General features: G+C 68.6%; 22 protein-coding genes. 12 read left to right on the plus strand and 10 right to left on the minus strand.

Going from position 1 to position 23,951, the window contains the following annotated elements:
- Positions 1-159: 159 nt before the first annotated feature.
- Complete coding sequence (locus tag EV649_RS20530; protein ID WP_130385175.1) at positions 160-561, plus strand: hypothetical protein; 402 nt, start codon at positions 160-162, stop codon at positions 559-561.
- Between the two features lie 185 nt (positions 562-746).
- On the opposite strand, the gene EV649_RS20535 is transcribed toward EV649_RS20530, so the two are convergent.
- Positions 747-2,015: a S8 family serine peptidase gene (locus EV649_RS20535; RefSeq protein ID WP_130385176.1), complete on the minus strand. Its 1,269-nt coding sequence runs from the start codon at positions 2,013-2,015 to the stop codon at positions 747-749.
- A 48-nt stretch (positions 2,016-2,063) separates the two neighbouring features.
- Between EV649_RS20535 and EV649_RS20540 the strand changes: the two genes are divergently transcribed.
- The 3 genes from EV649_RS20540 to EV649_RS20550 all read left to right on the plus strand — a co-directional run bounded on the left by EV649_RS20540 (position 2,064) and on the right by EV649_RS20550 (position 5,791).
- Positions 2,064-4,658: a CHAT domain-containing protein gene (locus EV649_RS20540; protein ID WP_130385177.1), complete on the plus strand. Its 2,595-nt coding sequence runs from the start codon at positions 2,064-2,066 to the stop codon at positions 4,656-4,658.
- A gap of 79 nt (positions 4,659-4,737) precedes the next feature.
- A complete protein-coding gene (locus tag EV649_RS20545; RefSeq protein WP_130385178.1) occupies positions 4,738-5,322 on the plus strand; it encodes a sigma-70 family RNA polymerase sigma factor in 585 nt (194 codons plus the stop codon).
- On the plus strand, positions 5,303-5,791 hold the full coding sequence (locus EV649_RS20550; protein WP_130385179.1) for a hypothetical protein: 489 nt from the start codon (positions 5,303-5,305) through the stop codon (positions 5,789-5,791). Before EV649_RS20545 ends, EV649_RS20550 begins: the two co-directional genes overlap by 20 nt.
- 9 nt (positions 5,792-5,800) lie before the next feature.
- Here the strand turns inward: EV649_RS20550 and EV649_RS20555 are convergent, their stop codons facing one another.
- From EV649_RS20555 to EV649_RS20565, 3 genes are read right to left on the minus strand one after another with little or no spacing between them, the layout of a single operon-like run.
- Positions 5,801-6,232 (minus strand): VOC family protein, encoded by a 432-nt coding sequence (locus EV649_RS20555; protein ID WP_130385180.1) that lies wholly within the window; start codon positions 6,230-6,232, stop codon positions 5,801-5,803.
- Between the two features lie 8 nt (positions 6,233-6,240).
- Complete coding sequence (locus EV649_RS20560; protein WP_130385181.1) at positions 6,241-7,062, minus strand: IclR family transcriptional regulator C-terminal domain-containing protein; 822 nt, start codon at positions 7,060-7,062, stop codon at positions 6,241-6,243.
- A gap of 22 nt (positions 7,063-7,084) precedes the next feature.
- Positions 7,085-8,533, minus strand: coding sequence for an amidohydrolase family protein (locus EV649_RS20565; RefSeq protein ID WP_130385182.1), 1,449 nt, complete (start codon positions 8,531-8,533; stop codon positions 7,085-7,087).
- Between the two features lie 164 nt (positions 8,534-8,697).
- Here EV649_RS20565 and EV649_RS20570 point away from each other — a divergent pair, with 164 nt between their 5' ends.
- Genes EV649_RS20570 through EV649_RS20590 form a run of 5 tightly spaced genes read left to right on the plus strand, consistent with a single transcriptional unit; the run spans position 8,698 to position 12,819 of the window.
- Entirely contained in the window at positions 8,698-9,825 is a 1,128-nt protein-coding gene (locus EV649_RS20570) for a CoA transferase (RefSeq protein ID WP_241998475.1), read from the plus strand.
- Positions 9,822-10,613 (plus strand): citryl-CoA lyase, encoded by a 792-nt coding sequence (locus EV649_RS20575; RefSeq protein WP_130385184.1) that lies wholly within the window; start codon positions 9,822-9,824, stop codon positions 10,611-10,613. The genes EV649_RS20570 and EV649_RS20575 overlap by 4 nt, the downstream gene beginning before the upstream one ends.
- Before the next feature lie 11 nt (positions 10,614-10,624).
- Positions 10,625-11,488, plus strand: a complete 864-nt coding sequence (locus EV649_RS20580) for an extradiol ring-cleavage dioxygenase (RefSeq protein WP_130385185.1) — start codon at positions 10,625-10,627, stop codon at positions 11,486-11,488.
- Entirely contained in the window at positions 11,485-11,844 is a 360-nt protein-coding gene (locus tag EV649_RS20585) for a hypothetical protein (RefSeq protein WP_130385186.1), read from the plus strand. The genes EV649_RS20580 and EV649_RS20585 overlap by 4 nt, the downstream gene beginning before the upstream one ends.
- Positions 11,845-11,853: 9 nt before the next feature.
- Entirely contained in the window at positions 11,854-12,819 is a 966-nt protein-coding gene (locus EV649_RS20590) for a zinc-binding alcohol dehydrogenase family protein (protein WP_130385187.1), read from the plus strand.
- Here the strand turns inward: EV649_RS20590 and EV649_RS20595 are convergent.
- Positions 12,806-13,489 carry an ATP-dependent Clp protease proteolytic subunit gene (locus EV649_RS20595; protein WP_130385188.1) on the minus strand — a complete coding sequence of 228 codons (684 nt, stop codon included), beginning with the start codon at positions 13,487-13,489 and terminating at the stop codon, positions 12,806-12,808. The two genes, EV649_RS20590 and EV649_RS20595, sit on opposite strands and share 14 nt — an antisense overlap.
- A 65-nt stretch (positions 13,490-13,554) precedes the next feature.
- Complete coding sequence (locus tag EV649_RS20600) at positions 13,555-14,490, minus strand: nucleoside hydrolase (protein ID WP_130385189.1); 936 nt, start codon at positions 14,488-14,490, stop codon at positions 13,555-13,557.
- A gap of 176 nt (positions 14,491-14,666) precedes the next feature.
- On the opposite strand from EV649_RS20600, the gene ftsH reads away from it, so the two are divergent.
- Entirely contained in the window at positions 14,667-16,709 is a 2,043-nt protein-coding gene (gene ftsH, locus EV649_RS20605; protein WP_130385190.1) for an ATP-dependent zinc metalloprotease FtsH, read from the plus strand.
- Positions 16,710-16,783: 74 nt separating this feature from the next.
- Here the strand turns inward: ftsH and EV649_RS20610 are convergent, their stop codons facing one another.
- The 3 genes from EV649_RS20610 to EV649_RS20620 form a co-directional block, all read right to left on the minus strand.
- Positions 16,784-18,193: a DUF4832 domain-containing protein gene (locus EV649_RS20610; protein WP_130385191.1), complete on the minus strand. Its 1,410-nt coding sequence runs from the start codon at positions 18,191-18,193 to the stop codon at positions 16,784-16,786.
- A 9-nt stretch (positions 18,194-18,202) separates the two neighbouring features.
- A complete protein-coding gene (locus EV649_RS20615; protein ID WP_130385192.1) occupies positions 18,203-19,657 on the minus strand; it encodes a DUF4832 domain-containing protein in 1,455 nt (484 codons plus the stop codon).
- Between the two features lie 62 nt (positions 19,658-19,719).
- Entirely contained in the window at positions 19,720-20,856 is a 1,137-nt protein-coding gene (locus tag EV649_RS20620; RefSeq protein WP_130385193.1) for an ROK family protein, read from the minus strand.
- 180 nt (positions 20,857-21,036) lie between these two features.
- On the opposite strand from EV649_RS20620, the gene EV649_RS20625 reads away from it, so the two are divergent.
- Positions 21,037-22,017: a Gfo/Idh/MocA family oxidoreductase gene (locus EV649_RS20625; RefSeq protein WP_130385194.1), complete on the plus strand. Its 981-nt coding sequence runs from the start codon at positions 21,037-21,039 to the stop codon at positions 22,015-22,017.
- A gap of 12 nt (positions 22,018-22,029) precedes the next feature.
- Positions 22,030-23,022, plus strand: a complete 993-nt coding sequence (locus EV649_RS20630) for a Gfo/Idh/MocA family oxidoreductase (protein WP_130385195.1) — start codon at positions 22,030-22,032, stop codon at positions 23,020-23,022.
- Here the strand turns inward: EV649_RS20630 and EV649_RS20635 are convergent.
- On the minus strand, positions 23,019-23,921 hold the full coding sequence (locus EV649_RS20635) for an SDR family oxidoreductase (protein WP_130385196.1): 903 nt from the start codon (positions 23,919-23,921) through the stop codon (positions 23,019-23,021). The two genes, EV649_RS20630 and EV649_RS20635, sit on opposite strands and share 4 nt — an antisense overlap.
- Between the last annotated feature and the right edge of the window lie 30 nt (positions 23,922-23,951).

Below are 23,951 nucleotides of genomic sequence, written 5' to 3' on the forward strand. Positions count from 1 at the left end.
GGCCTCCCGTCCTGGACTGAGGAGCGGAGGGAGCGAAGCGACCGGAGCGACGAGGGAAGGACGGGAGTTACAGCCCCATGACCCGCCGCGCCGGAGGCGTGGCAGTTGTACCGTCTGCAACGAATCGACTGGGGGAGACGTCTACTGTGGGAGGTGATCATGATGCGCAGTGTGACGACCGTGCTGGCGGCAGCCGTACTTTTGGTTGCGTGTGGCAATGAATCCGTGACTGGAGGGCAACCGTCGATGACGCCGAGCAGTAGTGGCAGCAGCAGTAGTTCCGAGCCGGCGAGCCCGGGCGGCAGTGTGGTCGACCAAGCCAAGGCTGACCTCACCAAGCGGCTGGGGGTGGACGCGGCGCAGGTGACCGTCGTCAGCTCCGAGGACGTCACCTGGCCCGACGGGAGCCTCGGCTGCCCGGAGCCGGGAATGCGTTACACCCAGGCGCTGGTGCCGGGGAACCGGACGGTCCTCGAGGTCGGCGGGCAGCAGTACAACTACCACTCCGGCGGTCACCGGCCGCCGTTCCTTTGTGAGCAGCCGCAGCCGCCGAGCCGTTGAAAACTTTCCGGACAACCGGGTGTATCAACCCGCACCGAGGGTGACTCCGCAGAAGTGGGGGGAAGCCTTCGGGCCGCTGCAGGGGGGAGGGCGGCACGGGGGCACGCAAGAGGGGGAGCTGACGCGGTGCGAGCGTCCGGGCGGTCAGGCCGGAAAACCGCACCGCGTCGGCGCGTTGTTCAGTTCTAGCCGAGTGATGCCAGTGCGTCGCCGGCCCGCAGGACCGGCCCGGTGCCCGGCTCGGGCTGCGTGAGCGCGAACGCCAGCAGCGCGTCCGCCGCCTGCTTGGCGCTCTCACCGGTGACTGACATCCGGCCGGCGATCAGACCGGCCACGAGCGGCGTCGCGAACGACGTACCGCTCCACCGGGCCATGCCCGCGAACGAGCGCACTTGGCCGGTGTTCGGCGGTTCGGTGCACTCGTAGTCGCCGGTCAGGAACGCGTTCACCAGGTGCTCGCCCGGTGCGTAGACGTCGACCCAGCCACCGAAGTTGCTGAACGACGCCCGGTCCCGCCCGTTGTCCGCCAGCGCACCGACGCCGACGGCCTCGGGGAACGCGGCCGGCCAGAAGTAGTCCCTGGACGACTCGTTGCCCGCCGCGGCGACCAGCGTGAGCCCGTTGACGCGGTTCAGCCGGGTCTGTACGAAGACGTCCAGAGCGAGCGGCGCCAGGTCGAACCGGGTCCGGGTCCCCGCCGAGAGGCTGATGATGTCGGGCGCCAGATCGAGGATCTCGTCCAGTGCCTGCGCGAGATCGAACTCCCACATCGCACCGGCCGCGGTGAAGTAGCTCTTCACCACGATCTCCACGTTGCGCGCGATCGCCCGCATCACGCCGGCGATGAAGGTCCCGTGTCCGGCGTACGGCTTGATGTGCCCGGCCGGGTCGAACGCGTTCTCCGGATCGCCGGTCACCCCGGTCAGCCAGTACGCCGCCGGTGCGTCGGACCAGCCCACATCGAGTACGACGACCTTCACCCCGCGACCGTCCGCGGCGCCCGCGGACAGGAACGGTGTGGGCAGCACCGGGTCCGGCGGAGTACCGGGCGTTACCTCCTCGGGCTCGGTCGCCGGGCACGGGCTGACGCTCGGCGTGACGTAGAACAGGTGCTCCGGTGTGACGACACCGCGTCCGAGCCGCAGGTCGGCGTACTTCAGGAATCGTTGGGTGAGTGAACGATCTTCCGGGGCTTCGGGCGGCACGCGGTCCGGCAGCAGCAGCCGGGTGACGCCGCCGATCCCGCCGTCGTCAGGGCGCCCGCCCTGGAAGAGCTCGATCACTCGCGGGACGTCCTTGTCGCGGACCAGGACCGCTCCGGTGCGGTACAGGTAGTCGGCCCCCTCCGACCGCTTCTCCCAGTCCTCCGGAAACACCGCGACCTGACCCTCGAATGCTCTGAGAATCAGCTCGATCTGAGCAATGTACTTTCGCTCGGTCGTTTGATTTTCCATTTCCTTACATCCCCCCTGGACAGTCGAAATGCCCGATACTATTCCAGAATGCCGACGGCAGGGGGGAGTGCCGAGGCGGCAGAGAATCTGCTGCCTCTTGCGTTGTCACGCCCGCACGACGCGATCGCGTCGGCGCGGACGCTGCTGGCCGGTGCGCCGGCGGCGGTGGAGGCGTCGATCGCACACCAGGCCTGGGGCATCGGTCTGCGGCAGCTCGGCGACGTGACCACGGCCGTCCGCGAGTTGCGCACCGCGCTGCGGCTGGCGGAGCGGTCCGGGCGGTCGGAGCGACAGGCGGATGTCCTTGCCACGTTGGGCGCAACGCTCGGCCGGGCGGGCCGGAGTCGGGAGGGTCTGGCGCGGCTCGATCGTGCGGTCGACCTCAGCCGCGGTGCGTTGACCGGGCGCGTGCTGTTGCGGCGTGCCGACGTACTGCTGGTGCTTGGGCGGCATCGCGAGGCGCTCGACGATCTGCGGTCCGCGATCACGCGGTTGCGACGTTCGGGCGATCAGGTCTGGGAGGCGCGGTCGCGCAACTATCGCGGATTCATCCAACTCGCTTTGGGCTCTACGTTGCGCGCGGACGCGGATTTCGCTGTTGCGGAGAAGTTGTACGCCGCGACGGGTCAGGAGTTCGAGTACGCCGAGGCCCGGCAGAATCGTGGATTGGTCGCGTTCTCGCGGGGCGATCTGCCGGCGGCGCTGCGATACCTGGACGAAGCCGGCCGCCGGTTCGCGGCAGTCGGTGTGGTCTGGCCGGACCTGGCGATCGACCGGTGCGGTGTATTGCTCGCGGCCGGTCTCAGTACGGAGGCGCTGGCCGAGATGGATCAAGCCATCGCGGGCGAGGGCGGTACGGCGACCAAACGCGGGGAGCTGTTGTTCGCGGCCGCGACTGCTGCGTTGGCGGCGGGGGATCCGGCGGCGGCACGGGAGCATGCGGATCGGGCGCGGCGGTTGTTCTCGGCGCAGCGCCGGGAGTGGTGGTCGGTGCGCTCGTCGATGGTGCTGCTGGAGGCGCGCTATCAGTCGGGAGAACGTGGAGAGCGGTTACTTCGGCGCGTGAGCGCGGTGGCTGGTCGGCTGGACGCGTTGGGTGCGTCTGAGGCGTCGGCTGCGCATTTGCTGGCGGGGCGGTTGGCGTTGGCCGAGGGGCGGGCACGGGCCGCGGATCGGCAACTGGAGTTGGCCGGACGGCACAGCAAGGACGCGCCGCCGATCGCCCGGAGCGCGGCGTGGTTGGGGAAGGCCTTGCGGGCCGAGGCGCGTAGTGACGTGCGGGGGATGTTGTCGGCATGCGCTCGCGGGCTGGATGCGTTGGACGAGCATCGGCTGGCGATGGGCGCGACCGAGCTGCGGGCGTTGTCGACGGGTCACGGTGCCGAGTTGGCGGGGCTGGCGCTGCGGGACGCGTTGCGGCGTGACGATCCGCGGCGGTTGCTGAGTTGGGGTGAGCGGTGGCGGGCGACGGCGCTCGGGGTGCCACCGGTGCGTCCGCCGGACGACGAGCAACTCGTCGGAGAACTCGCGGCGCTGCGGGACGTCGTACGGCGGTTGGATGCGTCGCCCGATCTGTCGCTGGAGAAGGAACGCCGGCGTTTGGAGAAGGCGGTCCGAGACCGAGCACTACGCGCCACCGGCGGGGCAAATCGGATCGCGCTTCGGTTCGACGTTGACGAGCTGGTGGGGGTGTTGGGCGAGACTGTGCTTGTCGAGCTGGTTGAGGTTGGGGGTGTGTTGCACGCGGTGGTGGTGCGGGACGGGCGGATCACGAAGCACGAGGTCGGTCCGTTGGCTGCGGCGGCGCTAGAGGTTGAGCGTTCGCGATTCCGCCTGCGTCGTCTGGCTCACGGCCGACCACACGGTCGACCTCAGGGTGGACCGTCTCTCGAGGTGTTGGGGGCGCGGTTGGGGGACGCGATTCTCGGGTCTGCTCAGGAGCTGTTGGGGGATCGGCCTGTGGTGATGGTGCCGCCCGGCAGGTTGCACGCGTTGCCTTGGGGACTGGTGCCCGTGTTGGCTGATCGGGCCGTGAACGTGGTGCCGTCGGCGGCGACCTGGTTGCGCGCGCGGCAGGTGCGGCCGCCGTCGGATCATCGTGTCGTGCTGGTGCTCGGGCCGGGCTTGTCGGCGGGCCGCGCCGAGGTCATGCAGCTGGCGAAGCAGTACCCGGACGCCACAGTGCTGACGGACGGCGACGCGACCGCGGAGAAGGTACTGCGGGAACTCGACGGTGCCTGGATCGCGCATATCGCGGCGCACGGCACGTTCCGCTCGGACAGTCCGTTGTTCTCGTCGTTGCGGCTCGACGACGGGCCGCTGACCGTGTACGACTTCGAGCGGTTGCATCGAGCGCCGTACCGGATGGTGTTGTCCAGTTGCGATTCCGGGCTGGCGAAGCCGGTCGGCGCGGACGAGCTGCTCGGGTTGAGCAGCAGCCTGATCCCGTTGGGTGCGGCGGGCATTCTGGCGAGCGTCGTACCGGTGAACGACCCGGCAACCGCTCCCTTGATGCTCGCGATGCACGAGAACCTGCAGGCAGGTCAATCGTTGGCGGCCGCGTTCGCCGCGGCTCGTCTGGAGGCGCGGGGTGATCCGGTGGCCGATGCCGCTGGTTGTTCGTTCGTCGCACTCGGAGCTTGATGTATCAGCAGTCGTCCGGATCGCTCTGTACCAGTAAGAGAGGTGTTGCTGAGCGGTCCGGTGAGGAAGGGGAGGCGGCGTGCGGGACGATTCGACAGTCGTCGACCTGGTCACCAGGGCCAGGGGCGGCGAGAAGAATGCGTGGGACGAACTGGTGGAGCGGTATGCGCCGCTCGTCTATTCGGTGTGCCGGCGATGCCGGCTGGCGCAGCCGGATATCGACGACGTCGGACAGAGCGTGTGGCTGCGGCTCGTCGAGCACCTGCCGGGTCTGCGCGAGCCGGCCGCGTTGCCGGGCTGGATCGCGACGACGACCCAGCGCGAGTGCTTTCGGCTGATCCGTGCGACCAGCCGGGTCGAACCGGTGGACTTCGTGCAGGCGCCCGACGTTCCTGAACAGGCGATCGCCGAGGAAGAAGTACTGCGGCACGAACGCAAGACGATCCTGCGCACCGCGTTCGCGGAACTCTCGCGGCGCTGCCAGGTTCTGCTCGGGCTGCTGATGCAGGACCCACCGGCGCCGTACGACGAGATCAGCCGGCGGCTCCAGGTGCCGATCGGCAGCATCGGCCCGAACCGGGCCCGCTGCCTGACCCGGCTACGACAGACTCCCGCGCTGGCACGGCTGGCGGCGGATGGACCCGATGACAGGACGAGGGGGTGAGAGAACCGTGATGGATCCGGACTGGCACGACGACGAGAAGCTGATCGAAGCCCTACGCGACGCGCTGGCGTCCGCGGACGAAGTTCCGTCCGCCTTCGTCGAAGCCGGCAAGGCGGCGTTCGCATGGCGGACCATCGACGCCGAACTGGCGGCGCTCACCTACGACTCCGCACAGGATCCGCTGGACGCGCTGGCGATCCGCTCGGAGAGCGCGATCTTGCGTTCTCTCACGTTCGCCTCGGACGGCTGGACGGTCGAGCTCGAGCTGACGCCGAACGCCGTCCTGGGCCAGCTCGACCCACCCGAGGTCGGCCTGGTCACGGCCCGCGGCGACGGCGGCAAGCTGGCAGAAGCGGAGATCGACGAACTCGGCTTCTTCGTTCTCGGCCCGCCGCCGAACAATCCCTACCGCCTGGTCTGCACGACGCAGTCCGGTACGACGATCCTGACCGGCTGGATCACGCCCTAGGTTCGCTGCTCAGGCGGCGAACACCTGGGAGTCGTCCGCGAACGCCTTGAACTCCAGTGCGTTCCCGGCCGGGTCGAGGAAGAACATCGTCCACTGCTCGCCGGTCTGGCCCTGGAACCGCACGTACGGCTCGATGACGAACTCGGTGCCGGCCGCCTTCAGCCGCTCGGCGAAGGTCTGGAACTCGTCGACGGTGAGGATCAGCCCGAAGTGCGGCACCGGTACGTCGTGGCCGTCGACCGGGTTGTGGATCCGCTGCGCGCGCTCGGGCGCGACGTGGGTGACGAACTGGTGGCCGCGCAGATTCCAGTCGATCCAGGTGTCGGAGCTGCGGCCCTGTTCGAGGCCGAGCACCTCGCCGTAGAAGTGCCGCGCCGCGTCCAGGTCGTCGACCGGAATCGCGAGATGAAACCGGGGGATGGGCGAGTCGAGAACAGTCATACCACCATTCAAGCAGTCGTTTCGTCCCGCTGCTCGATCTCGACGTGTGGGCGCGACTGCCACAGGGCCCACTCCGCGCTGACGTCACCCGCCGTACGTAGCAGCAACGGCAGATGGTCATGCAGCAGTGTTTCGACCGAGGTCTCGGCTGCGTGCACGGTTACGTTCATCGCGGCTCGCACCGTGCCGGTGCCGTCGCGTACCGGTGCGGCGACCGAGCGGACGCCCGGCGCGAGTTCCTCGTCGGCCAGTGCCCAGCCGCGCGCCCGGATCTCGGTCAGCTCGTCACGCAGTTGTTCCGCGGTCCGGCCGATGTACGGCGGGAGTCCGGCGCGGCTCGGCTGCGCGAGAACGTCAGCGAGTGCGTTGGGGGAGAGCGCCGAGAGCAGGACCTTGCCCTGTGATGTCTGCGCGGCCGGGAATCTGGTGCCGATGTCGACCCGCAACGCGATCAGCTTCGGCACCGACACGCGGGCGACGTACACGATGTCCGAGCCGTCGAGCTGCGCCATCGACGAGGACTCGCCGGTGCGTGCGACGAGGGTCTCGAGGTGCGGCTTCGCGATGTCCCACAGGCCGAGCGAACCGACGTACGCCATCCCGAGCGTCAGCACCTTGGGCGTGAGCTGGAACGAGCCGCCGGTAGTGCGGACGAAGCCGAGTTCCTCCAGCGTCAGCAGCAGCCGGCGCGCGGTCGGCCGGGCCAGGCCGGCCGCGGCCGCGACCTCGGTGAGCGACATCGTGCGGTGGTCCACGTCGAAGCAGGCGAGCACGTCCAGCCCGCGAGCCAGTGACTCGACGAAGTCCGGACCTGCACCACGGCCTGCCATCTGTCGTCCTCCTGTTGGTTGGCTACGGCTCACCGAAGATGGTGCCACGCGCCTCGCTGGTGGAGTCGGACTTGTACGCCGTGTACTGGTACGGATTGTCGAGCACCTCGCCCTCCGGCAGCTCCGGATTCATCCCGCTCAGCCAGGCCTCCTCGCCGAGCGCCGACCGCAAGTGGTCGACGGTCGCCTCGACCTCCCGTCGTACGGCGGGCAGGTCGCAGCCCACCAACTGATGGTTGTGCTTGACCACGCGGCCGTCGACGATCACCGTGTGCACGTCACCGCGCTGGGCCTGGAACGCCACCTGGCCGTACGGGTTGATCAGCGGGAACGACACCGGTGACGCGTCGTTCTTGATCAGGATCACGTCGGCCTTCTTGCCGGGTTCGAGGCTGCCGAGGTCGTCACGGCCGAGCGCGCGGGCACCGCCGCGGGTCGCCCAGTCGACGACGTGTTCGGCCCGCAGATGGCTGTGTGTCACGGTGGCGCCGTTCATGTGCGCCTCCAGGTGTTCGCGGGCCCGGTCCGCGCCGAGTGTGGTCCGCATCGCGCTGAACAGGTCGCCGCTCCACCACACGCTGGTGTCCATCGACAGCGACACCGGGATGTTGTGGCGGCGTACCTGCCAGGTCGGCGGGTAGCCCTGGCCGGCGCTCTGCTCGGACTCGGTGGAGACCGAGATCGAGCCGCCGGTCGCGGCGATCCGCTGGTACGAGTCCGTGGTGAGGGTGGCCGCGTGGACATAGATGTTCTGCGGCGTCATGAAGCCGTTCTCGTGCATCAGCTTGATGCCGTTGTCGTTGGTCGCACCCCAGACGCCGGCATGGGTAGTGACGCCGACCCCGAGCTCCCGCGCGACCTCGAACGCGGACCGCTCCGGGAAGGCCGGATCACCGGTCACGTCGAACGCCAGCTGCAGACCGAGCTGCCCGTCGTCCCGCAGCCGTTCCAGGAACGCGCGCACCGACGGATCCGCGGTCCACTCCCACGGCCCGGCCTGGATGTTGCCATAGGCAAGGACAAACCGCCCGGGTACGGCGCGCAACGCGTCCGCCGCGGCCTCGGCGTGCTCGACGCTCTGCAGCCCGTGCGACCAGTCGACCGTGGTCGTGACGCCGGCCTCGAGCGACTCCCACGCCGACGTCAGGTTGCCCGCATGGATGTCCTCCGGCCGGAAGATCTTGCCGTGCTCGAGGTAGTACCAGACGAAGTACTGCGTGAGCGTCCAGTCGGCGCCGTACGCGCGCATCGCGGTCTGCCACATGTGCCGGTGCGTGTCGATCATGCCCGGCATCACGATGCCGCCGGACGCGTCGACGACCTGGGTTCCTTCGGGTACGTCGAGCCGTTGGCCTGGTTGCCCGACGGCCGCGATCCGGTCGCCGTCGATCAGTACGTCGCCGTCCGCGACGACCGTGTGCTGGTCGTCCATCGTCAGCACGGTCCCGCCCTGCAACAGCACTGTGGTCATCGATGCCTCCAAGGAGTTGCCCGGACATACGTCCGTATGACGGTCAACGGGGCGGTCACGCTCACTATCTGAGCGCTGCACGGTGGTGTCAAGAGGCTGTTGACAGGTCATGCGAGAGAGATCGAGACTGATGCGGACAGATGTCCGCAGATCCGGGAGGTCGTGTGAAGGGTCCCTTGTCCGGGCTGCTGGTGGCCGACTTCTCGCGGATCCTGGCCGGTCCGTACGCGACCATGCTGCTCGCCGACCTCGGGGCCGACGTGGTCAAGGTCGAGTCGCCCGGCGGTGACGACACCCGGTCCTGGCAGCCGCCGGTCCGCCACGGCATCTCGACGTACTACCTCGCGGTGAACCGGAACAAGCGGTCGATCGCGCTCGACCTGAAGGACCCGTCGGACCTGGCGGCGGCGCAGGAACTGGCGCGGCGCGCGGACGTTCTGGTGGAGAACTTCCGGCCGGGCGGGCTGGCGCGCTTCGGGCTCGACTACGAGACAGTTGCTGAGGGCAACGCTGGCCTGATCTACGCGTCGATCAGCGGCTTCGGGTCGGGGCCGGGCGGCGCCGAGCTGCCGGGGTACGACCTGATCGTGCAGGCGATCTCCGGGCTGATGAGCCTGACCGGCGCTCCGGACGGCGAACCGTTCCGCGCCGGCATCTCGGTGTTCGACGTGATGGCCGGACTGCACGCGACGATCGGGGTGCTCTCCGCCCTCAACCTGCGGCACGAGACCGGGCGGGGTCAGCACGTCGAGGTGAACCTGTTGTCGTCGGCGCTGTCCGGGCTGGTGAACCAGTCGAGTGCGTACGTCGCGGGTGGCGTCGTACCGCTGCGGATGGGGAACAGCCATCCGAGCCTGTTTCCGTACGAGCCGCTACCGTGCGCGGACGGGGAGCTGATCATCACGGCCGGGAACAACGGGCAGTTCCGCAAGCTGGTGAAGGTTCTCGGCGTACCGGAGCTGGCCGACGATCCGCGGTTCGACCGGAACGAAAAGCGGACCGCGCATCGTGACGAGTTGCGGCCGTTGCTCGTGGCGCGGCTGATGACGCGGACCAAGCTGGAGTGGTTCCGGGACATCATCGCGGCCGGGGTCCCGTGCGGCCCGATCAACACGGTCGACGGTGGGGTGGCGTTCGCCGAGGACATCGGGCTGGACCCGGTGGTGACGGTCGGCGAGATCCCGACGGTCCGCAACCCGATCACGTTCTCGGACAGCGCAGCGTCGTACCGTCTGCCGCCGCCCGACCTGGACGAACACGGCGCCGAGTTGAGGAAGTGGTTGTCCGAATGAGCACCGAACCTGCTGTGCCGTCGTTCCCGACGTCGCTCGGTACGTCGACGGCCGACGAGATCCGGCTGCTCGGGCAGGATCTCACGGCCGATCTGATGGGCAAGGTGGGCTTCGGCGAGCTGGCGTTCTGGCTGGTCGCGTTGCGCCGGCCGACGCCGTCGGAGACCCGGGTGTTCGAGGCGGTCCTGGTCGCGCTGGCCGACCACGGCTTCACGCCGACGGCGATCGCTGCCCGGCTGACGTATTTGTCCGCGCCGGACTCGCTCCAGGGTGCGCTCGCTGCCGGTCTGCTGGGCGGGGGATCGCGCTTTCTCGGTGTGACCGAGGACTGCGGAATGTTCCTGCACGAGGCCCTTGAAGGACATGAGCTGCCGACCGATGAGGCCGGGTGGGACGAGTTCGCGCTCGAGGTCGTGCGCGGGGTCCAGGGGAAGTACATTCCGGGGCTCGGGCATCCGGTGCACAAGGTGCAGGATCCGCGTACGCCGGTCCTCATCGGCATCGCCCGCGAGGAAGGTCTGGAAGGCCCGCATCTCGAGCTCTTCCAGGCGATCGGTCGCGTGCACGATCAGGTGCTGGGTCGCAAGCTCCCGTTGAACGGCGCCGGTGTGTGCGGTGCGGCGCTCGCCGACCTCGGGCTGCCGGTCGAGTTGCTGCGTGGATTCGCCTTGCTGGCAAGGGCTGCGGGACTGCTCGGCCAGATCGCCGAGGAACGCCGCCGGCCGATCGGCATGGACGCCTACCTGACTGTCGATCGCAACGCCGTGTACGTCGATCCGGAATCCTGAAGGAGCACCACATGGCCACAGTCGCCGCGGTGATCGCCTCCACGCATCATCCGTTCTACTACCGGGCCAGTACCGCGACAGGCGCCGATCGCCCGCCGTTCGCCGACGCGTGGGTGGCGAAGATCGAGGCCTTCCGGGAGACCCTGACGAAGGCGCGGCCGGACATCCTGGTGATGGTCGGCAGCGATCACTTCCACCAGTTGTGGCTGGACAACATGCCGCAGTTCCTGGTCGGCAAGGCGCCGTACTTCGACGCGAACTGGTACAACGAGGAACGCGAGTTCGGGCTGCCGCGGATGCGGCTGGCCGGGGACGAGCAGCTCGCCGGGCACATCCTGCGGAACGGGCTGGACGCCGGGTTCGATCTTGCCTTCAGCAACGAACTGCGGATCGACCACAGCATCACCTGCCCGATCATCACGCTCCGCCCGGATGCTGACCTGCCGATCGTGCCGATCTACACCAACATCTTCGCACCGCCGTTGCCGCGACCCGGACGGTTCGTCGAGCTCGGCCGGACGATCCGGCAACTGGTGGAGTCGTGGCCGATCGACAAGCGGGTCGCGATCATCGGCACGGGGCATCTGTCGCTCGAGCTCGGCGGGCCGCGGCAGTTCGGTGCGCACGGGCCGGACCCGGAGTTCGACCGCAAGGCGGTGGACTGGATCGCGAGCGGCGACCTCGACGGGTGCCTGGCGGAGGTGACGCTGGACAGCCTGCATCTCCCGGGCAACGCGACACACGGCTTCATGGACTTCATGTTGATGATGGGCGTCGCGGGGGCCGGAGCGAAGGCAGATCACGTGGACTCGCTCGACCTGTTCCACACAATGGAGGCGTACTTCACCTGGTACCCGAACGGAGTGCCGGCATGAGCAAGTACCTATTGAACAAGTTCCTCTACACCGTCGACCGGGATCCGGACCTGGTCGAGCGCTACCGCGAAGACGCCGCGGGGACGGTCGACTGGTGGGAGCGCGAACTGGCCAACCAGGTGTTGAACTGTGCGGTCGCGGAGAAGTCCACCTGGCTTGCCTTCACCGACGAGGAGCGGACAGCGCTGCGGGAGCATGACCACGTCAAGCTGTTCGAGCTCGGGGCGCATCCGTTCCTGACGCTGACGTTGTTCATCGCGATGTTCGAGCGGGACCACGGGCCGCTCGAGTATCAGAAGGCGTACGGGCGCGCGCTGCAGCATCATGCGCTGCCGTATCCGGACATCGCTACCTGAGGAGACCGCGTGCGAGCCGCTGTCCTGCACACCCATGGCGAGCCGCCGTCCCACGCCGAACATCCGGATCCCGTGGCCGGCGAAGGAGTCTCGGTCGTCCGCGTCACCGCCGCCCCGATCGTGCCACTCGACCTGCTGTGCGCATCCGGTACGTCGTACTTCGGCCCGCCGGCGCTGCCGTACGTACCGGGTGTGCAAGGCGTCGGCGTGGTGGAGGAATCCGCGACAGTTGCCCCCGGCACGCGAGTGTTCTTCGCAACCTCGGCCGGGATGGCCGCAGGGGATGGGAGTCTCGCGGAGCGGGCCGCCGTACCGGATCGCGACCTGATCGTGCTGGACGCACCGGTGCGGGACGCGGCAGTGGCCGCGATCGGACTGTCCGGAGTTGCCGGGTGGATGATGTTGACCTGGCGAGCTCGGATGCAAGTGGGCGAGCGGGTGCTGGTGTTGGGCGGTGGTGGCGCGGTCGGGCAGGTGGCGATCGGGGCGGCCCGAGTGCTCGGGGCATCGCAGGTCGTGGCCGTCGTACGGTCGGATGCATCGCGGGAGCGGGCGCTGGCGGCAGGTGCTGACGAGGTGGTTGCTCTGAGCACCGATGTCGACGAGTTGACGGCCCGGCTGGGTGAGCCGACGTACGACGTGGTGATCGACTCGGTGTTCGGTGTCGCAGCGACGGCTGCCTCGCGGGCACTCGCTCCGGGCGGGCGCCTGGTGAACCTCGGTGGCTCGTTGAATGACGAGGCGGTCTTCTCGTCGGCCGTTCTGCGGAGCAAGACGGCGAGCATCCTCGGCTACACGAACAACGCAATCACCACCGATCAACGCCGCGATGCGCTCACCGCCGTACTCCAACACGCCTCCACCGGCGAGATCACCGTCGCCTACGAAACCGTCACCCTCGCCGACATCACCCCCGCCTGGACCCGCCAATCCACCGGCAACACCGTCGGCCGCCTGGTCCTCACCTTCCCTTGATGTGGGTGATCAGACCGTAGGCCTGCGCATCTTCGGCGGTGAGGACGCGGCCGGTTTCGAGGTCTGTGGCGACCTCGTCCGCTGGGCGGCCGGATGCGTGGGCGATGAGGTCTCGGAGCCGGGCGGACTGAAGGTCGTGTTCTTCGGAGAGCGTGGCGAGTTCGTCGGCGGTGCCCTCGGCGGTGAAGCGGGGCGCGGACAGGACGAACGTGGCGTGGCGGTGGGCCTCGCGTTGTTCGGCGGCGGAGAGTACGGCGATCGCGGGGCCGCGGACCGTGCCGCGGGCGATGACGTTGACGGGGGCGGTGATCAGGTCGATCGCGGCGGCGACCGAGAGCGCTGCCTCCAGGTCGGACTCGGTCGACGACAGGTGGAGCGTGACCGGGTCGTTGCCCTGGGCATTCAGTAGGAGCAGCTGCGACGCGACGTGGTTCGCCAGCGTGTCGTCGAGGCGGCCGCCGATCAGGATCACCCGCTCCGCCAGCAGCCGATCGGCCAGCTCCCGCTCGAGCGTGATCGACGTCGGCTCGTACCAGGACGGCAGGATCGGCTGCGGCGCCGGCCGCTCCGGTGTCCCAGGCCGTGGGATCCCAGGAATCTCCGGCCAAGGCCGCCCTGGAACCCCTGGCTGACCCGGGACGGTGGCGTCCGACTGCTGTTCGACGTACATGTGTGTCCTCCTTCGACACCTCCACCCTGAGGCAGCAGGCGACTGGGGAGAAGGCTGTTCCGCTGTCAGCAGACGGAAAGCCCAGCGATCGCGGCGATGACCTTGTCCCAGAAGGCGTCCCGGTCGAGGTCGACGGCGATCTGTGCGTTCGCGGGGCGGCCGGTGTAGCCGTCCAGATCCACGACCGTCGCGCCGGCGGTCCACTCGCCGGCGGTTTCGATCACCAGATTCGCCTCGACGCACCGGACGATCGCAGGATCGATCACCCGCGCCACCGCGACCGGATCGTGCAGCGGCGGCGCCTCGAACCCGAACAGCTCCCGGTACGTCGACGCGAAGAACGTCATCCACTCGCTGCAGATCCGCGCCAACGGCGACCCGATCGCCTCGAGCCGCGCGAGTACGTCGTCCGTCACGAGCGCCTGATGTGTCACGTTCAAGCCACACATCGTGAACGGAACGCCCGATCGAACCACCACGTCGGCCGCCTCCGGATCGACGTACGCGTTGGCCTCGGCAAGCGGCGCGATGTTGCCACGCTCGGTGGACCCGCCCATCCAGACGATCTCGGTGATGTTCGCGGCCAGACCAGGTTCATCGACGAGCAGCCGCGCGATGTTCGTCAACGCGCCGGTCGCGACGATCGTTGCCGGTTTCGAGCGCAGTACGTCGACCAGCAGCTCGTGCGCCGAGTACGGCGACTCCGGGACCGACGGCTCGTCCGTGAACTGCGGACCGTCGAGCCCGGTGCGGCCGTGGACGTCGTCGGCGATGCGCAACCGGCGTACCAACGGCCGATCGGCGCCCCGCGCGACGGGGATGTCGGATGCACCCGCGAGGGAGAGGACGCGGCGCGCGTTCACGGTGCATTTGTCGACGGTCTGGTTGCCGGCCACGGTCGTCACGGCGAGGAGTTCGACGGCCGGATCGGCGACCGCGAGCAGGATCGCCAGCGCGTCGTCGTGGCCGGGATCGCAGTCGAGGATGAGAGGCCCGGTCATGGGGCCTCCCGGCCTGGACTGAGGAGCGGAGCGACGAGGGAAGGCCGGGAGTCACAGCCCCATGACCCGCCGCGCCGGAGGCGTGGCATCAAGACAGCCATGCGACAGGGTACGACGGCCGCTCAAGCTGGGAGTTGTTGCTGGGTCCGTGGGGATTCAGGTCCTATGTTGGCTTCATGAGCGAGAAGGAGCCGCCGGCGAAGGACGAGTCCAGCGCCGACCGGGGCCAGGGTGCCGACCAGGGTGACCGGAAGAACGACGGACCGCAGCGGCCGCACAAGCCCTGGCGGACCGAGGGACTGCCGGCCGGGCACGGTGACGACGACAAGCCTCGCCGGCCGCGGTGGTGGAAGTGGGGCGCGTGGATCGTCGGCGGGTACCTGGTGCTCTTCCTGCTCACCACGATGCAGGACCAGATGTCCGGCGGCGAGCAGACCATCGCCTACACCGACTTCACCGTGCAGGTGCAGAAGCAGAACGTCGCCGAGATCTTCTCCCGCGGCGACACCATCGAGGGCCGGCTGAAGCAGGCTGCGGAGGTGCCGGGCAAGAGCGGGTCGACGTACACGAAGTTCACCACCGAGCGGCCGACGTTCGCCAACGACAACCTGTACGGCGACCTGCAGAAGGGCGGCGCGACAGTCCGGGCGACGCCGGTGGTCGCGCAGCGCGGCGTGCTGTTGAACCTGCTGATCTCGCTCGGCCCGTTCATCCTGATCGCCGCGTTCTACTTCTGGCTGTTCCGGCGGAGCCGGGCCGGTGGTGGACTGGGCGGCGGTCTGGGCGGTCTGCTCGGCGGCGGTGGCCAGCAGAAGAAGCCGGTCGACCCGAGCACCGTGCGGGTCACGTTCGCGGACGTCGCGGGGATCGACGAGGTCGAATCCGAGATCGAGGAGGTCGTCGACTACCTCAAGGACCCGGAGAAGTACCGGCGGCTCGGGGCGCGGGCGCCGAAGGGCGTGCTGCTGGCCGGCGCGCCCGGGACCGGGAAGACGCTTCTCGCACGGGCGACCGCGGGTGAGGCGGGGGTGCCGTTCTTCTCCGCGAGTGCCTCGGAGTTCATCGAGATGATCGTGGGCGTCGGTGCGAGCCGGGTGCGGGAGCTGTTCGGCGAGGCGCGGAAGGTGGCGCCGGCGATCATCTTCATCGACGAGATCGACACCATCGGACGCGCCCGCGGCGGCGCCCGTTCGGTCGGCGGGCACGACGAGGGCGAGCAGACACTGAACCAGATCCTCACCGAGATGGACGGGTTCTCCGGTACCGAGGGCGTCGTGGTGCTCGCCGCCACGAACCGTGCCGACGTACTCGATCCGGCTCTGCTCCGGCCCGGCCGGTTCGACCGGACGATCACGGTGCATGCGCCGGACCAGCCGGGCCGCGAGGCGATCCTCAAGGTGCACGCGCGCGGGAAGCCGCTTGCGCCGGACGCCGACCTGACCGCGCTGTCCCGGTCGACGCCCGGCATGACGGGTGCCGACCTCGCCAACCTGCTGAACGAGGCGGCGCTCGCGGCGGCGCGGCAGGGACAGTCGCAGATCACCCACCGCGACTTGACCGACGCGCTGGAGAAGGTCCAGCTCGGGACCGCGCGGAACGTGGTGATGCCGGAGGAGGAGCGCCGGCGGACGGCGTACCACGAAGGCGGCCATGCGCTGCTTGGCATGATCCAGAAGGGCGCGGACCCGGTCCGGAAGGTGTCGATCATCCCGCGCGGGCGGGCGCTTGGTGTGACGCTGTCGACGCCGGAGTCCGATCGCTACGGGTACGACGTGGACTATCTGCGCGGCCGGATCATCGGGGCGCTCGGCGGTATGGCGGCCGAGCAGGAGGTCCTCGGTGTCGTCACCACGGGCGCCGAGAGTGACCTGGAGACGGCGACGCGGATCGCCCGGTCGATGGTCGGTCGGTGGGGTATGTCGGACGCGATCGGCCCGGTGTCGATCCTTCCGGCCGAGGGTGACGCCCGTACGGCGGGAGTCTCGGACGAACTGCTCAACACCGTCGATGAGGAGGTACGCCGCCTGATCGAGCAGTGCTACGCCGAGGCCCGCCGCCTGCTGCGCGAGAACCGGCCGAAGCTCGACTCGATCGCCGACCAGCTCCTCGAACACGAAACCCTCGACGAGGCCGACGCCTACGCCGCCGCCGGCATCACCCACGGCACGCGCGCCACCGCAGCACCCGAACCTCAACCCGCTCCCCGCGACAGCGCCTAGCGTCACGGGCGCAGGCCCGAGCCGGGGAACCCTACCCACCTGTACCAGCCGGCAGAGTTCCCCGCTCCCGGGACCTATCCGACAGTCACGGTCTGGCCTAGGTCGTTGTAACCGGTGGTCGGCTGCCAGGTGTCAGTGTTGGCGAGGCGGATGGAGTACTCGGGACGGGTGGACAGGAGTGGGTCCGGCAGGTTGATCAGCAGGCGGTACTTGCCGGGAACAGGCGGTGCGGAGACCTTCCAGTTGAGGTCGGTCGTCGTACCGCTTCCCCAGCGCCGCGGGTCAGCCGGAACGTTGACCTTGAACGTGTGCTCGTCGTTCTGGAAGATCAGCTGCACCTTGTGCGGGTTGTACGGCGCAGCCCATCCGTCGTTCCGGATCTTCACGCCGACGTTGACCTGGCCGCGCGGCGTCGCCTTGGTCGTGACCGTGCTCTGGGTGAGCGCGAACCGGTAGCCGAGCTTCTGCTTGACGATCTCGATGTTGTCGCCCCACGTGTTCAGCACGTCGTGGTTGTAGTCGGTGTTGAGGAACGAGAAGTGCAGCCGGGCCATCTCGGCGGAGGCCGAGTCCCAGTCCGATCGCGGGGAGTTGACCGCGCAGGTCTCGCCGCCCTCGGGCACATAATTGGTGTCCTGGGCAACGAAGTCCTTGTCCAGCTCGATCGGGTCGCTGAGGTACGTCCCGAAGTCGTCCGGGCTGGCCAGGAAGCAGTCGTTGTGATGCCCGATCCTGGCCAGTGGCGAACCGTCGTACGCCTGCTCTGCGGTCAGCGCGCCCTCGGTCCCGGTCGGTACGCCGTACATCCGCTGCTTCATGTAAGGCGTGCGCACCTGGATCATCCGGTCCTTCGGGAGGGCCGTCAGGAGGGCGTCGGTCACGGCCTTGCGGTCGGCCCAGTTCTGGTCCGAGACCTGGCTCGGGTCCTGCGGGTTGCTGAAGTAGTCGGTGTAGTACCCCTCGCCCCACAGACCGACGAAACCGGACTGGACGAGTTCGATCACGTCGGCGTTCTGCCGCAGTACCGGCGTGAGTTGCTGGATGTGCTTGAGCACCCGGGCAACAGGCGCGTCGCCGTACGGCGTCGGCGGCGGCCAGCCGGCGCCGGGCAGTGCGTACGCGAACCGGACGATCGCCTTGACGCCGGCCGCGCGGGCGGTGCGGAAGTCGGCGCGGACCAGGTCGAGGTACTGCTTGTCGATCACGTCCTGGCTCGCGAACTTCTCCAGGTAGAACACGCGGAGGATCTGCGTGATGTGTTCCTCGGTGCGGAAGTTCCGCAGGGTGGTGACGTCGAGCGGGACGTAGCCGGTGTTGTCGGCTTTGTAGTGCGTCTCGGTGTGGTGGTAGAACCCGCGCTCGGGGTTCGCGATCACCTCGTCGCTGGTCGTGTAGGTGCGGGTCGTCGTCGGCGGCGCGGCGATCGCCTGCTGCGCAGGGAGCAGCAGTCCAATCGCACAGACCGCTGCAGCAATCCTCTTCATGGTCGTCTCCTAGCTGATGCTGACGGTGTGCAGGAGCGAGTTCATCCCGGTCGCCGCGTCCCACGTGCTTTGGTTCGCGAGGCGGATCGAGTACTCGGGGCGAGTGGACAGGAGCGGATCCGGCAGGTTGAGCAGCAGGGCGTACGAACCGGCCGGAAGACTGCTGGGCACGGTGAGGGTCTGCGACACGGTGGTCGACGTACCCGCGGTCCAGCGGCGTGCGTCGGAGGCGATCGGGAGCTTGTAGGTGGCGCCGGTCGAGGTGTTCCGCAGTACCAGCTCGAGGCCGCGCGGGTTGAACGGCGTGGCGTAGCCGTCGTTGTGGACGGTGAAGGTGATCGGCAGGCTGCCGCCGGGGGAGGCGGTGGCCGGGTAGGTGCCGGATTCCAGGCGGAAGCGGTAGCCGAGGTTCTTGCTGACGGTGGTCAGGCAGCCGCCGCTGTTCCACGAGTTGAGGACGTTGGGCTCGTAGTCGGTGTTGATGAACGACCAGTGGAACTGCGCGAGTTCAGCGGTCGCGGTCGGGCACTCCGAGCGCGGTGCGTTCACGCCGCAGGTCTCGCCGCCCATCGCGACGTACGTCGTCTCGGCCTGCAGATACGGGTACTCGACGGATGGGTTCTCGTACGTGCCGAAGTCGTCGGCGCTGGCGAGGAAGCAGTCGTTGTGGTGACCGATCCGGGACAGGGTCGATCCGTTGTAGGCGTCGCCGGGCTGGACCGGGGTGGTCGAGTACATGGTCCGCTTGAACTTCGGCGTACGGAGCTGAATCATCCGGGTCGGCGGCACGACACTCAGCAGCTTGTCGGTGACTGCCTTGCGGTTCGCCCAGTCGGTCGCGGAGACGACGCCGGCATTGCCGAAGTTCTGCGTGTAGTACCACTCACCCCAGGCGCCGATCAGACCGGTCTGTACGACGGCGATCACGTCCTTGCCCGCAGCGAGGTACGGCGCCAACTGGTCGAGATGCGCCAGTACGCGGTCCTTCGTGGCGTCGTCACCTGTGGTGGACGTGGTGTACGCGAGGCGGAGCACCATCTTGAGACCGGCTGCACGGACCGTGGCGAGCTGCTGCTGCAACTGGTCGAGAGCGGCCTGGGCGATCGGGCCGTTCTTGTACTCGGCCAGGTAGAAGACGCACATCACCAGCGAGATGCCCTGACTGGTGCGGTAACCCTGCAGGGTGGACTGGGAGAAGTCGGCTTTGTCGCAGTCACCGGTGTGGTGGTAGAAGCCGCGCTCGGGGTTCGCGAAGTTCTCGGTCGACGGGGTGTAGGTCACGCCGCTGCTGCTGCCGCCGGTGCCGGCTTGGGCGAACCCGGTGGAGGGGTTGCGGTCGGTGGCGACGTACACGCGGAGGAACTGCGGGGTGCCGCTGATCGTGGCGCTGGCAGGGGAGACCAGCAGCGTGGCGAGCAGGGCGCAGGCAGTGGCAAGTGTGGTCAACAGTCGGTACGGACGCATCACGATGCTTCCTCTCGCTGGGCGGGGCGATGGGGATAATCATGGAGTCCAGGAAAATTATGTCAAGGTCTGAGGCCGGTCGTGATGGTCGACTCGACCTCGTCGAGCGCCAGCCGGACGGCGCCGAGCGCGACTCCTTCGTCGGCGAACGCGGAAACCCGGATCTCCGGCGTCCGCAGGCACCACCGGTCCAGCTCCCGCCGCAACGGCTCCACCATCACGTCCGCCGACCGCGAGAACCCGCCCCCGATCACCACCAACTGCGGATCCAACGTCAGCACCAACGCCGACGCCCCCACCGCTAGGTCCTGCACATATGCCCGAACCGCCGCCAGCGCCTCCCGATCACCCGCCCGAGCCGCTACGAACACCCGCTCGAACCCGTCTGCACCAGGCGCGCTGGACGCGTCGAGCCAGGTGTGCAAGTGATTGGGGGCCTGTTGCCAGCCGGCGGCCGGCAGGGCTCCGATCTCGCCGGACCAGTTGGCGAAGCCGCGGTGGAGTTTGCCGTCGATGATCAGGCCGGCGCCGGTGCGCAGGCCGGCCAGCAGGAACACCACGTCCTTCGCATACCGCGCGACCCCGCGCCAGGTTTCCGCTAGCGCTGCTAGCTTGCAGTCGTTCTCGACCCGGACAGGACCCGGCACGAGCCGCCGTACATGAGCACCAAGGTCGACCCCGGTCCACTCCGGCAGCGAGTCGGAGAGCATCACCTTCCCCGTGCCGTCGACGAGCCCGGTCGTCGCCACCCCCGTCGACCAGATCTGCCCCGCGTCGACGCCCGCGCCCGCCAGCGCCTTCCGGACGCACCGATCTAGCACCGCTAGCCGTTCGCGCCGGCCGAGCTCCGGGTCGACCTCGATCCGGCTCTGGTTCAGCACCTCGCCATCCAGGTCAGTGACCAGTGCGAGCGCCTTGTGCCCGCCAATGTCGATCCCGAGCAACCGCCCGGCCCCGGCGTTGAACCGGTACCGCCGAGCCGGCCGCCCGACCGACCCAGATGCCGGCGCCACCTCGGTCAGCCAACCGCGCCCGAGCAGATCCCGCGCCACATCCTCCGTCGAAGCGCGCGACAGCCGTGTCCGCTTCGACAACTCGGTGAGCGTCAGCGGCTGATCGCCGCGCAACTCCCGCAGTACGGCGGCCGCGTTGAGCTGGCGCAACCGCGAGAGATCCCCGCCGGCCGGCTGTTCACTCATCGCGACACCTCACCTATTTCCTGGACTCCTGGATAACTATAAGCATCCCGATTGCGCGCGGGTCTCACCGTGTGAACGGGCGCGCCGGAAGTCTGTTGCGCTCTCCTGACAACGTTGTACCGTGATCTGCCGACGGTCGAACAGAAACGTTTCCGAAGGTTTCCACTGAGGAGGACCAGCGTGTCCAACCCGCTGAAGATCGCGACGCTCAGCTTCTGGCACGTCCATGCCGGCGACTACTCCAGGCAGGCTCAAGCACATCCCGGGACGGACCTGGTGGCCGTCTGGGACGACGATGCCGAGCGCGGCCAGGCCGGTGCCGACAAGTTCGGTGTGGAGTTCACTGGCGACCTTGACGCCCTGCTCGCGCGGGACGACCTGGACGGCGTCGTGATCACGACGCCGACCGACGTCCACCGGGACATCATGCTCAAGGCCGCGCAGGCCGGAAAGCACATCTACACAGAGAAAGTGCTCGCTCCGACGGTCGCCGAGGCCGAGGAGATCGTAGCCGCCACCGACGCGGCCGGCGTGAAGCTGACGGTCTCGCTGCCGCGGCTCGCGCACGGCTACACGACCGCGATCCAGGAGGTGCTGGACAAGGGCTCGCTCGGCCAGTTGACGTATGGCCGGGTCCGCCTCTCGCACGACGGCGCGATCCCGCGCGACGGCAAGGAGGGCTGGCTTCCGCAGCGGTTCTTCGAGCCGAAGGCCGCGATCGGTGGCGCGCTCACCGACCTCGGCTGCCACCCGGTGTACCTGATCCAGCTCTTCCTCGGCGCTACGCCGGAGACAGTGAGCGCGACGTACCGCTCGGTGGCGGATCGCGGGCTGGAAGACAACGCTGTCGTGGTGGCCGGGTACGGCGACCAGAAGATCGGGGTGATCGAGGCGGGGTTCGCGAGCAGCAACCCGTTCACGATCGAGCTGTTCGGGACCGAGGGCACGCTCACATACACCGACGCGGGGAACGTGCTGACCGTGAACGGCGAACAGGTGCCGGTTCCCGAGCACTCGCCCGATCCGTTCGCGCAGTGGGTGGATCACATCACCAACGGCACGCGTGCGGACGAGAACATCGAGCGCGCGGTCGAGTTGACCCGCCTCGTGGTCGCGGCGAACGCGGCGGCCGAGTCCAACCGAGTGATTTCCTACAGCTGAGAGGACGTCCCGATGATCAAGGTCGGTCTGATCGGCGCCGGGGGAATCGCTTCGGCGCACATCAAGGGTTATACGCAGCACGCGGACCGGATCGCTGTCACCGCTGTGGCGGACGCCGTGCAGGAGACCGCGAAGAAGCGTGGCGAGGAGCTGGGCGCCACGGCGTACACGGATTATCGCGAAATGCTCGCCAACGAGGAACTCGACGCGGTCGACATCTGTCTGCCGCATCACCTGCACCGGGACGCGATCGTCGCGGCCGCCGAGGCGGGTAAGCACATCCTGTGCGAGAAGCCGCTGTGCCTGTCCGCCGAGGAGGCAGCGGAGGTTCGCAAGGCGGTGACCGAGAACGGCGTGACGCTGATGTGCGCGCACAACCAGCTGTTCATGCCGGCGGTCGCGAAGGCCCGGGAGCTGCTGCAGGCCGGGACTCTCGGCACGGTGTACGAGGTGCGGACGACGGACAGCTTCTACAACGACTTCGACCCGAGCTCGATGGGCTGGCGGGCGAGCAGCAAGACCAGTGGTGGTGGCGAGCTCATCGACACCGGGTACCACCCCACTTATCTGATGCTGCACCTCGCCGGCGGGCTGCCGGTCGAGGCGACCGCGATGCTCTCCACGCACCGGTTGAAGTTCATGGAGGGCGAGGATTCCGCACAGGTCCTGATCAGGTTCGACAACGGAGTCGTCGGCCAGCTGGTGACCAGCTGGGCGTACCAGCCGGCCGTCGGCACCGAGCGGTTCTCGGCCGTCGGCGAGCTCGGTTCACTGACGAGTGACGGTACAACGCTGTCCTACAGCCTCCGCTCGGGTGAGACCGAGACCTTCGAGTTCGAACCGGTCGACACGTTCGTCGCCGAGATCGGCCACTTCGCCGACTCGCTGCTCGGCAAGCAGCGTCCGCTGCACACCGAGGAGGAAGGCATCGCGGTCCTCGGCATCCTGCTCGCGGCGTACGAAGGCTCGAAGTCCAAGGTCATCGCGCCGGTCCTGAAGGTCTAGAAGTAGAACCCCTCGGCGAGGTCGGCCAGCAGGTCCGGGTGAGTGGGCTGCCAGTTGAGCAGCTCACTCGTCCGGGCCGCGGACGTCGGGATGTCCATGGCCGCGAACCGCGCCAGGAAGCCCAGGTACTGCGGGGCCTCGTCGACCGTGACGGAGCGCGTCGGAAGGTCGAGCCCGCGACCGATCGCCTCGGCGATCGTGCGGAACTCGATGCCCTCGTCCTGGATCGCGTGCAGGCGGGTGCCCGCCGGGGCAGACTCGAGCGCCAGGCGATAGAGCCGGGCGGCGTCGAGCGTGTGCACCGACGACCAGCGGTTCGTTCCGTCGCCGATGTACGCCGCGAAGCCGTTCCGCTGCGCGAAGGCGATCAACGACGGTGCGAAACCCTGGTGGTCGAGCCGGCTGTGGGTGATCGGCGGGAGCCGGAGGACTGAGGAGCGGACGCCCTTGGCGGCCAGCTCGACGACGTAGTTCTCGGCATCGATGCGGTAGCCGCCGGACGGGTCGAAGTCCTCCTCGGTCGCCACCCGTCCCTGGACCACGCCGGCGAGCATGCCGGTGCCCGACGTACTCACGAGCGGCTTGTCGGTGCCGGCGAGAGCGTCGCCGATCGTCTGCAGGGCGGCGAGATCGGACTCCGCCGCACCGGCCAGATCGCCCGCCTGCATGGCGTCGTGCCGGAAGGCGAGATGTACGACGCCGTCCGCGGCGGCCGTTGCCGCGCGGAGCCGATCGAGATCGTGCAGGTCGCCGCGGACCACCTCGGCGTCCCACTCGGTCAGCCGCTTCGCCGACTCGTCGGAGCGGGCCAGGCCGAGGACCTGGTGGCCGTTGTGCAGGAGCTCCGGAACGAGGGCTGAGCCGACGTGTCCGGATGCTCCGGTGATGAAGACGCGCATGAGAGTTCCCTCCAGGTGATGTCATTGACT

Origin of the sequence: Kribbella sp. VKM Ac-2569 (genome assembly GCF_004216905.1) — a bacterium.
Taxonomy (GTDB): Bacteria; Actinomycetota; Actinomycetes; order Propionibacteriales; family Kribbellaceae; genus Kribbella.

What these genes read in the sequence shown, in the direction of transcription:
- EV649_RS20530 (WP_130385175.1), top strand. Translation starts at nt 160, where the DNA reads ATGATGCGCAGTGTGACGACCGTGCTGGCGGCAGCCGTACTTTTGGTT.
- EV649_RS20535 (WP_130385176.1), bottom strand. Translation starts at nt 2,015, where the DNA reads ATGGAAAATCAAACGACCGAGCGAAAGTACATTGCTCAGATCGAGCTG.
- EV649_RS20540 (WP_130385177.1), top strand. Translation starts at nt 2,064, where the DNA reads ATGCCGACGGCAGGGGGGAGTGCCGAGGCGGCAGAGAATCTGCTGCCT.
- EV649_RS20550 (WP_130385179.1), top strand. Translation starts at nt 5,303, where the DNA reads ATGACAGGACGAGGGGGTGAGAGAACCGTGATGGATCCGGACTGGCAC.
- EV649_RS20555 (WP_130385180.1), bottom strand. Translation starts at nt 6,232, where the DNA reads ATGACTGTTCTCGACTCGCCCATCCCCCGGTTTCATCTCGCGATTCCG.
- EV649_RS20560 (WP_130385181.1), bottom strand. Translation starts at nt 7,062, where the DNA reads ATGGCAGGCCGTGGTGCAGGTCCGGACTTCGTCGAGTCACTGGCTCGC.
- EV649_RS20565 (WP_130385182.1), bottom strand. Translation starts at nt 8,533, where the DNA reads ATGACCACAGTGCTGTTGCAGGGCGGGACCGTGCTGACGATGGACGAC.
- EV649_RS20575 (WP_130385184.1), top strand. Translation starts at nt 9,822, where the DNA reads ATGAGCACCGAACCTGCTGTGCCGTCGTTCCCGACGTCGCTCGGTACG.
- EV649_RS20580 (WP_130385185.1), top strand. Translation starts at nt 10,625, where the DNA reads ATGGCCACAGTCGCCGCGGTGATCGCCTCCACGCATCATCCGTTCTAC.
- EV649_RS20585 (WP_130385186.1), top strand. Translation starts at nt 11,485, where the DNA reads ATGAGCAAGTACCTATTGAACAAGTTCCTCTACACCGTCGACCGGGAT.
- EV649_RS20595 (WP_130385188.1), bottom strand. Translation starts at nt 13,489, where the DNA reads ATGTACGTCGAACAGCAGTCGGACGCCACCGTCCCGGGTCAGCCAGGG.
- EV649_RS20600 (WP_130385189.1), bottom strand. Translation starts at nt 14,490, where the DNA reads ATGACCGGGCCTCTCATCCTCGACTGCGATCCCGGCCACGACGACGCG.
- ftsH (WP_130385190.1), top strand. Translation starts at nt 14,667, where the DNA reads ATGAGCGAGAAGGAGCCGCCGGCGAAGGACGAGTCCAGCGCCGACCGG.
- EV649_RS20610 (WP_130385191.1), bottom strand. Translation starts at nt 18,193, where the DNA reads ATGAAGAGGATTGCTGCAGCGGTCTGTGCGATTGGACTGCTGCTCCCT.
- EV649_RS20615 (WP_130385192.1), bottom strand. Translation starts at nt 19,657, where the DNA reads ATGCGTCCGTACCGACTGTTGACCACACTTGCCACTGCCTGCGCCCTG.
- EV649_RS20620 (WP_130385193.1), bottom strand. Translation starts at nt 20,856, where the DNA reads ATGAGTGAACAGCCGGCCGGCGGGGATCTCTCGCGGTTGCGCCAGCTC.
- EV649_RS20630 (WP_130385195.1), top strand. Translation starts at nt 22,030, where the DNA reads ATGATCAAGGTCGGTCTGATCGGCGCCGGGGGAATCGCTTCGGCGCAC.
- EV649_RS20635 (WP_130385196.1), bottom strand. Translation starts at nt 23,921, where the DNA reads ATGCGCGTCTTCATCACCGGAGCATCCGGACACGTCGGCTCAGCCCTC.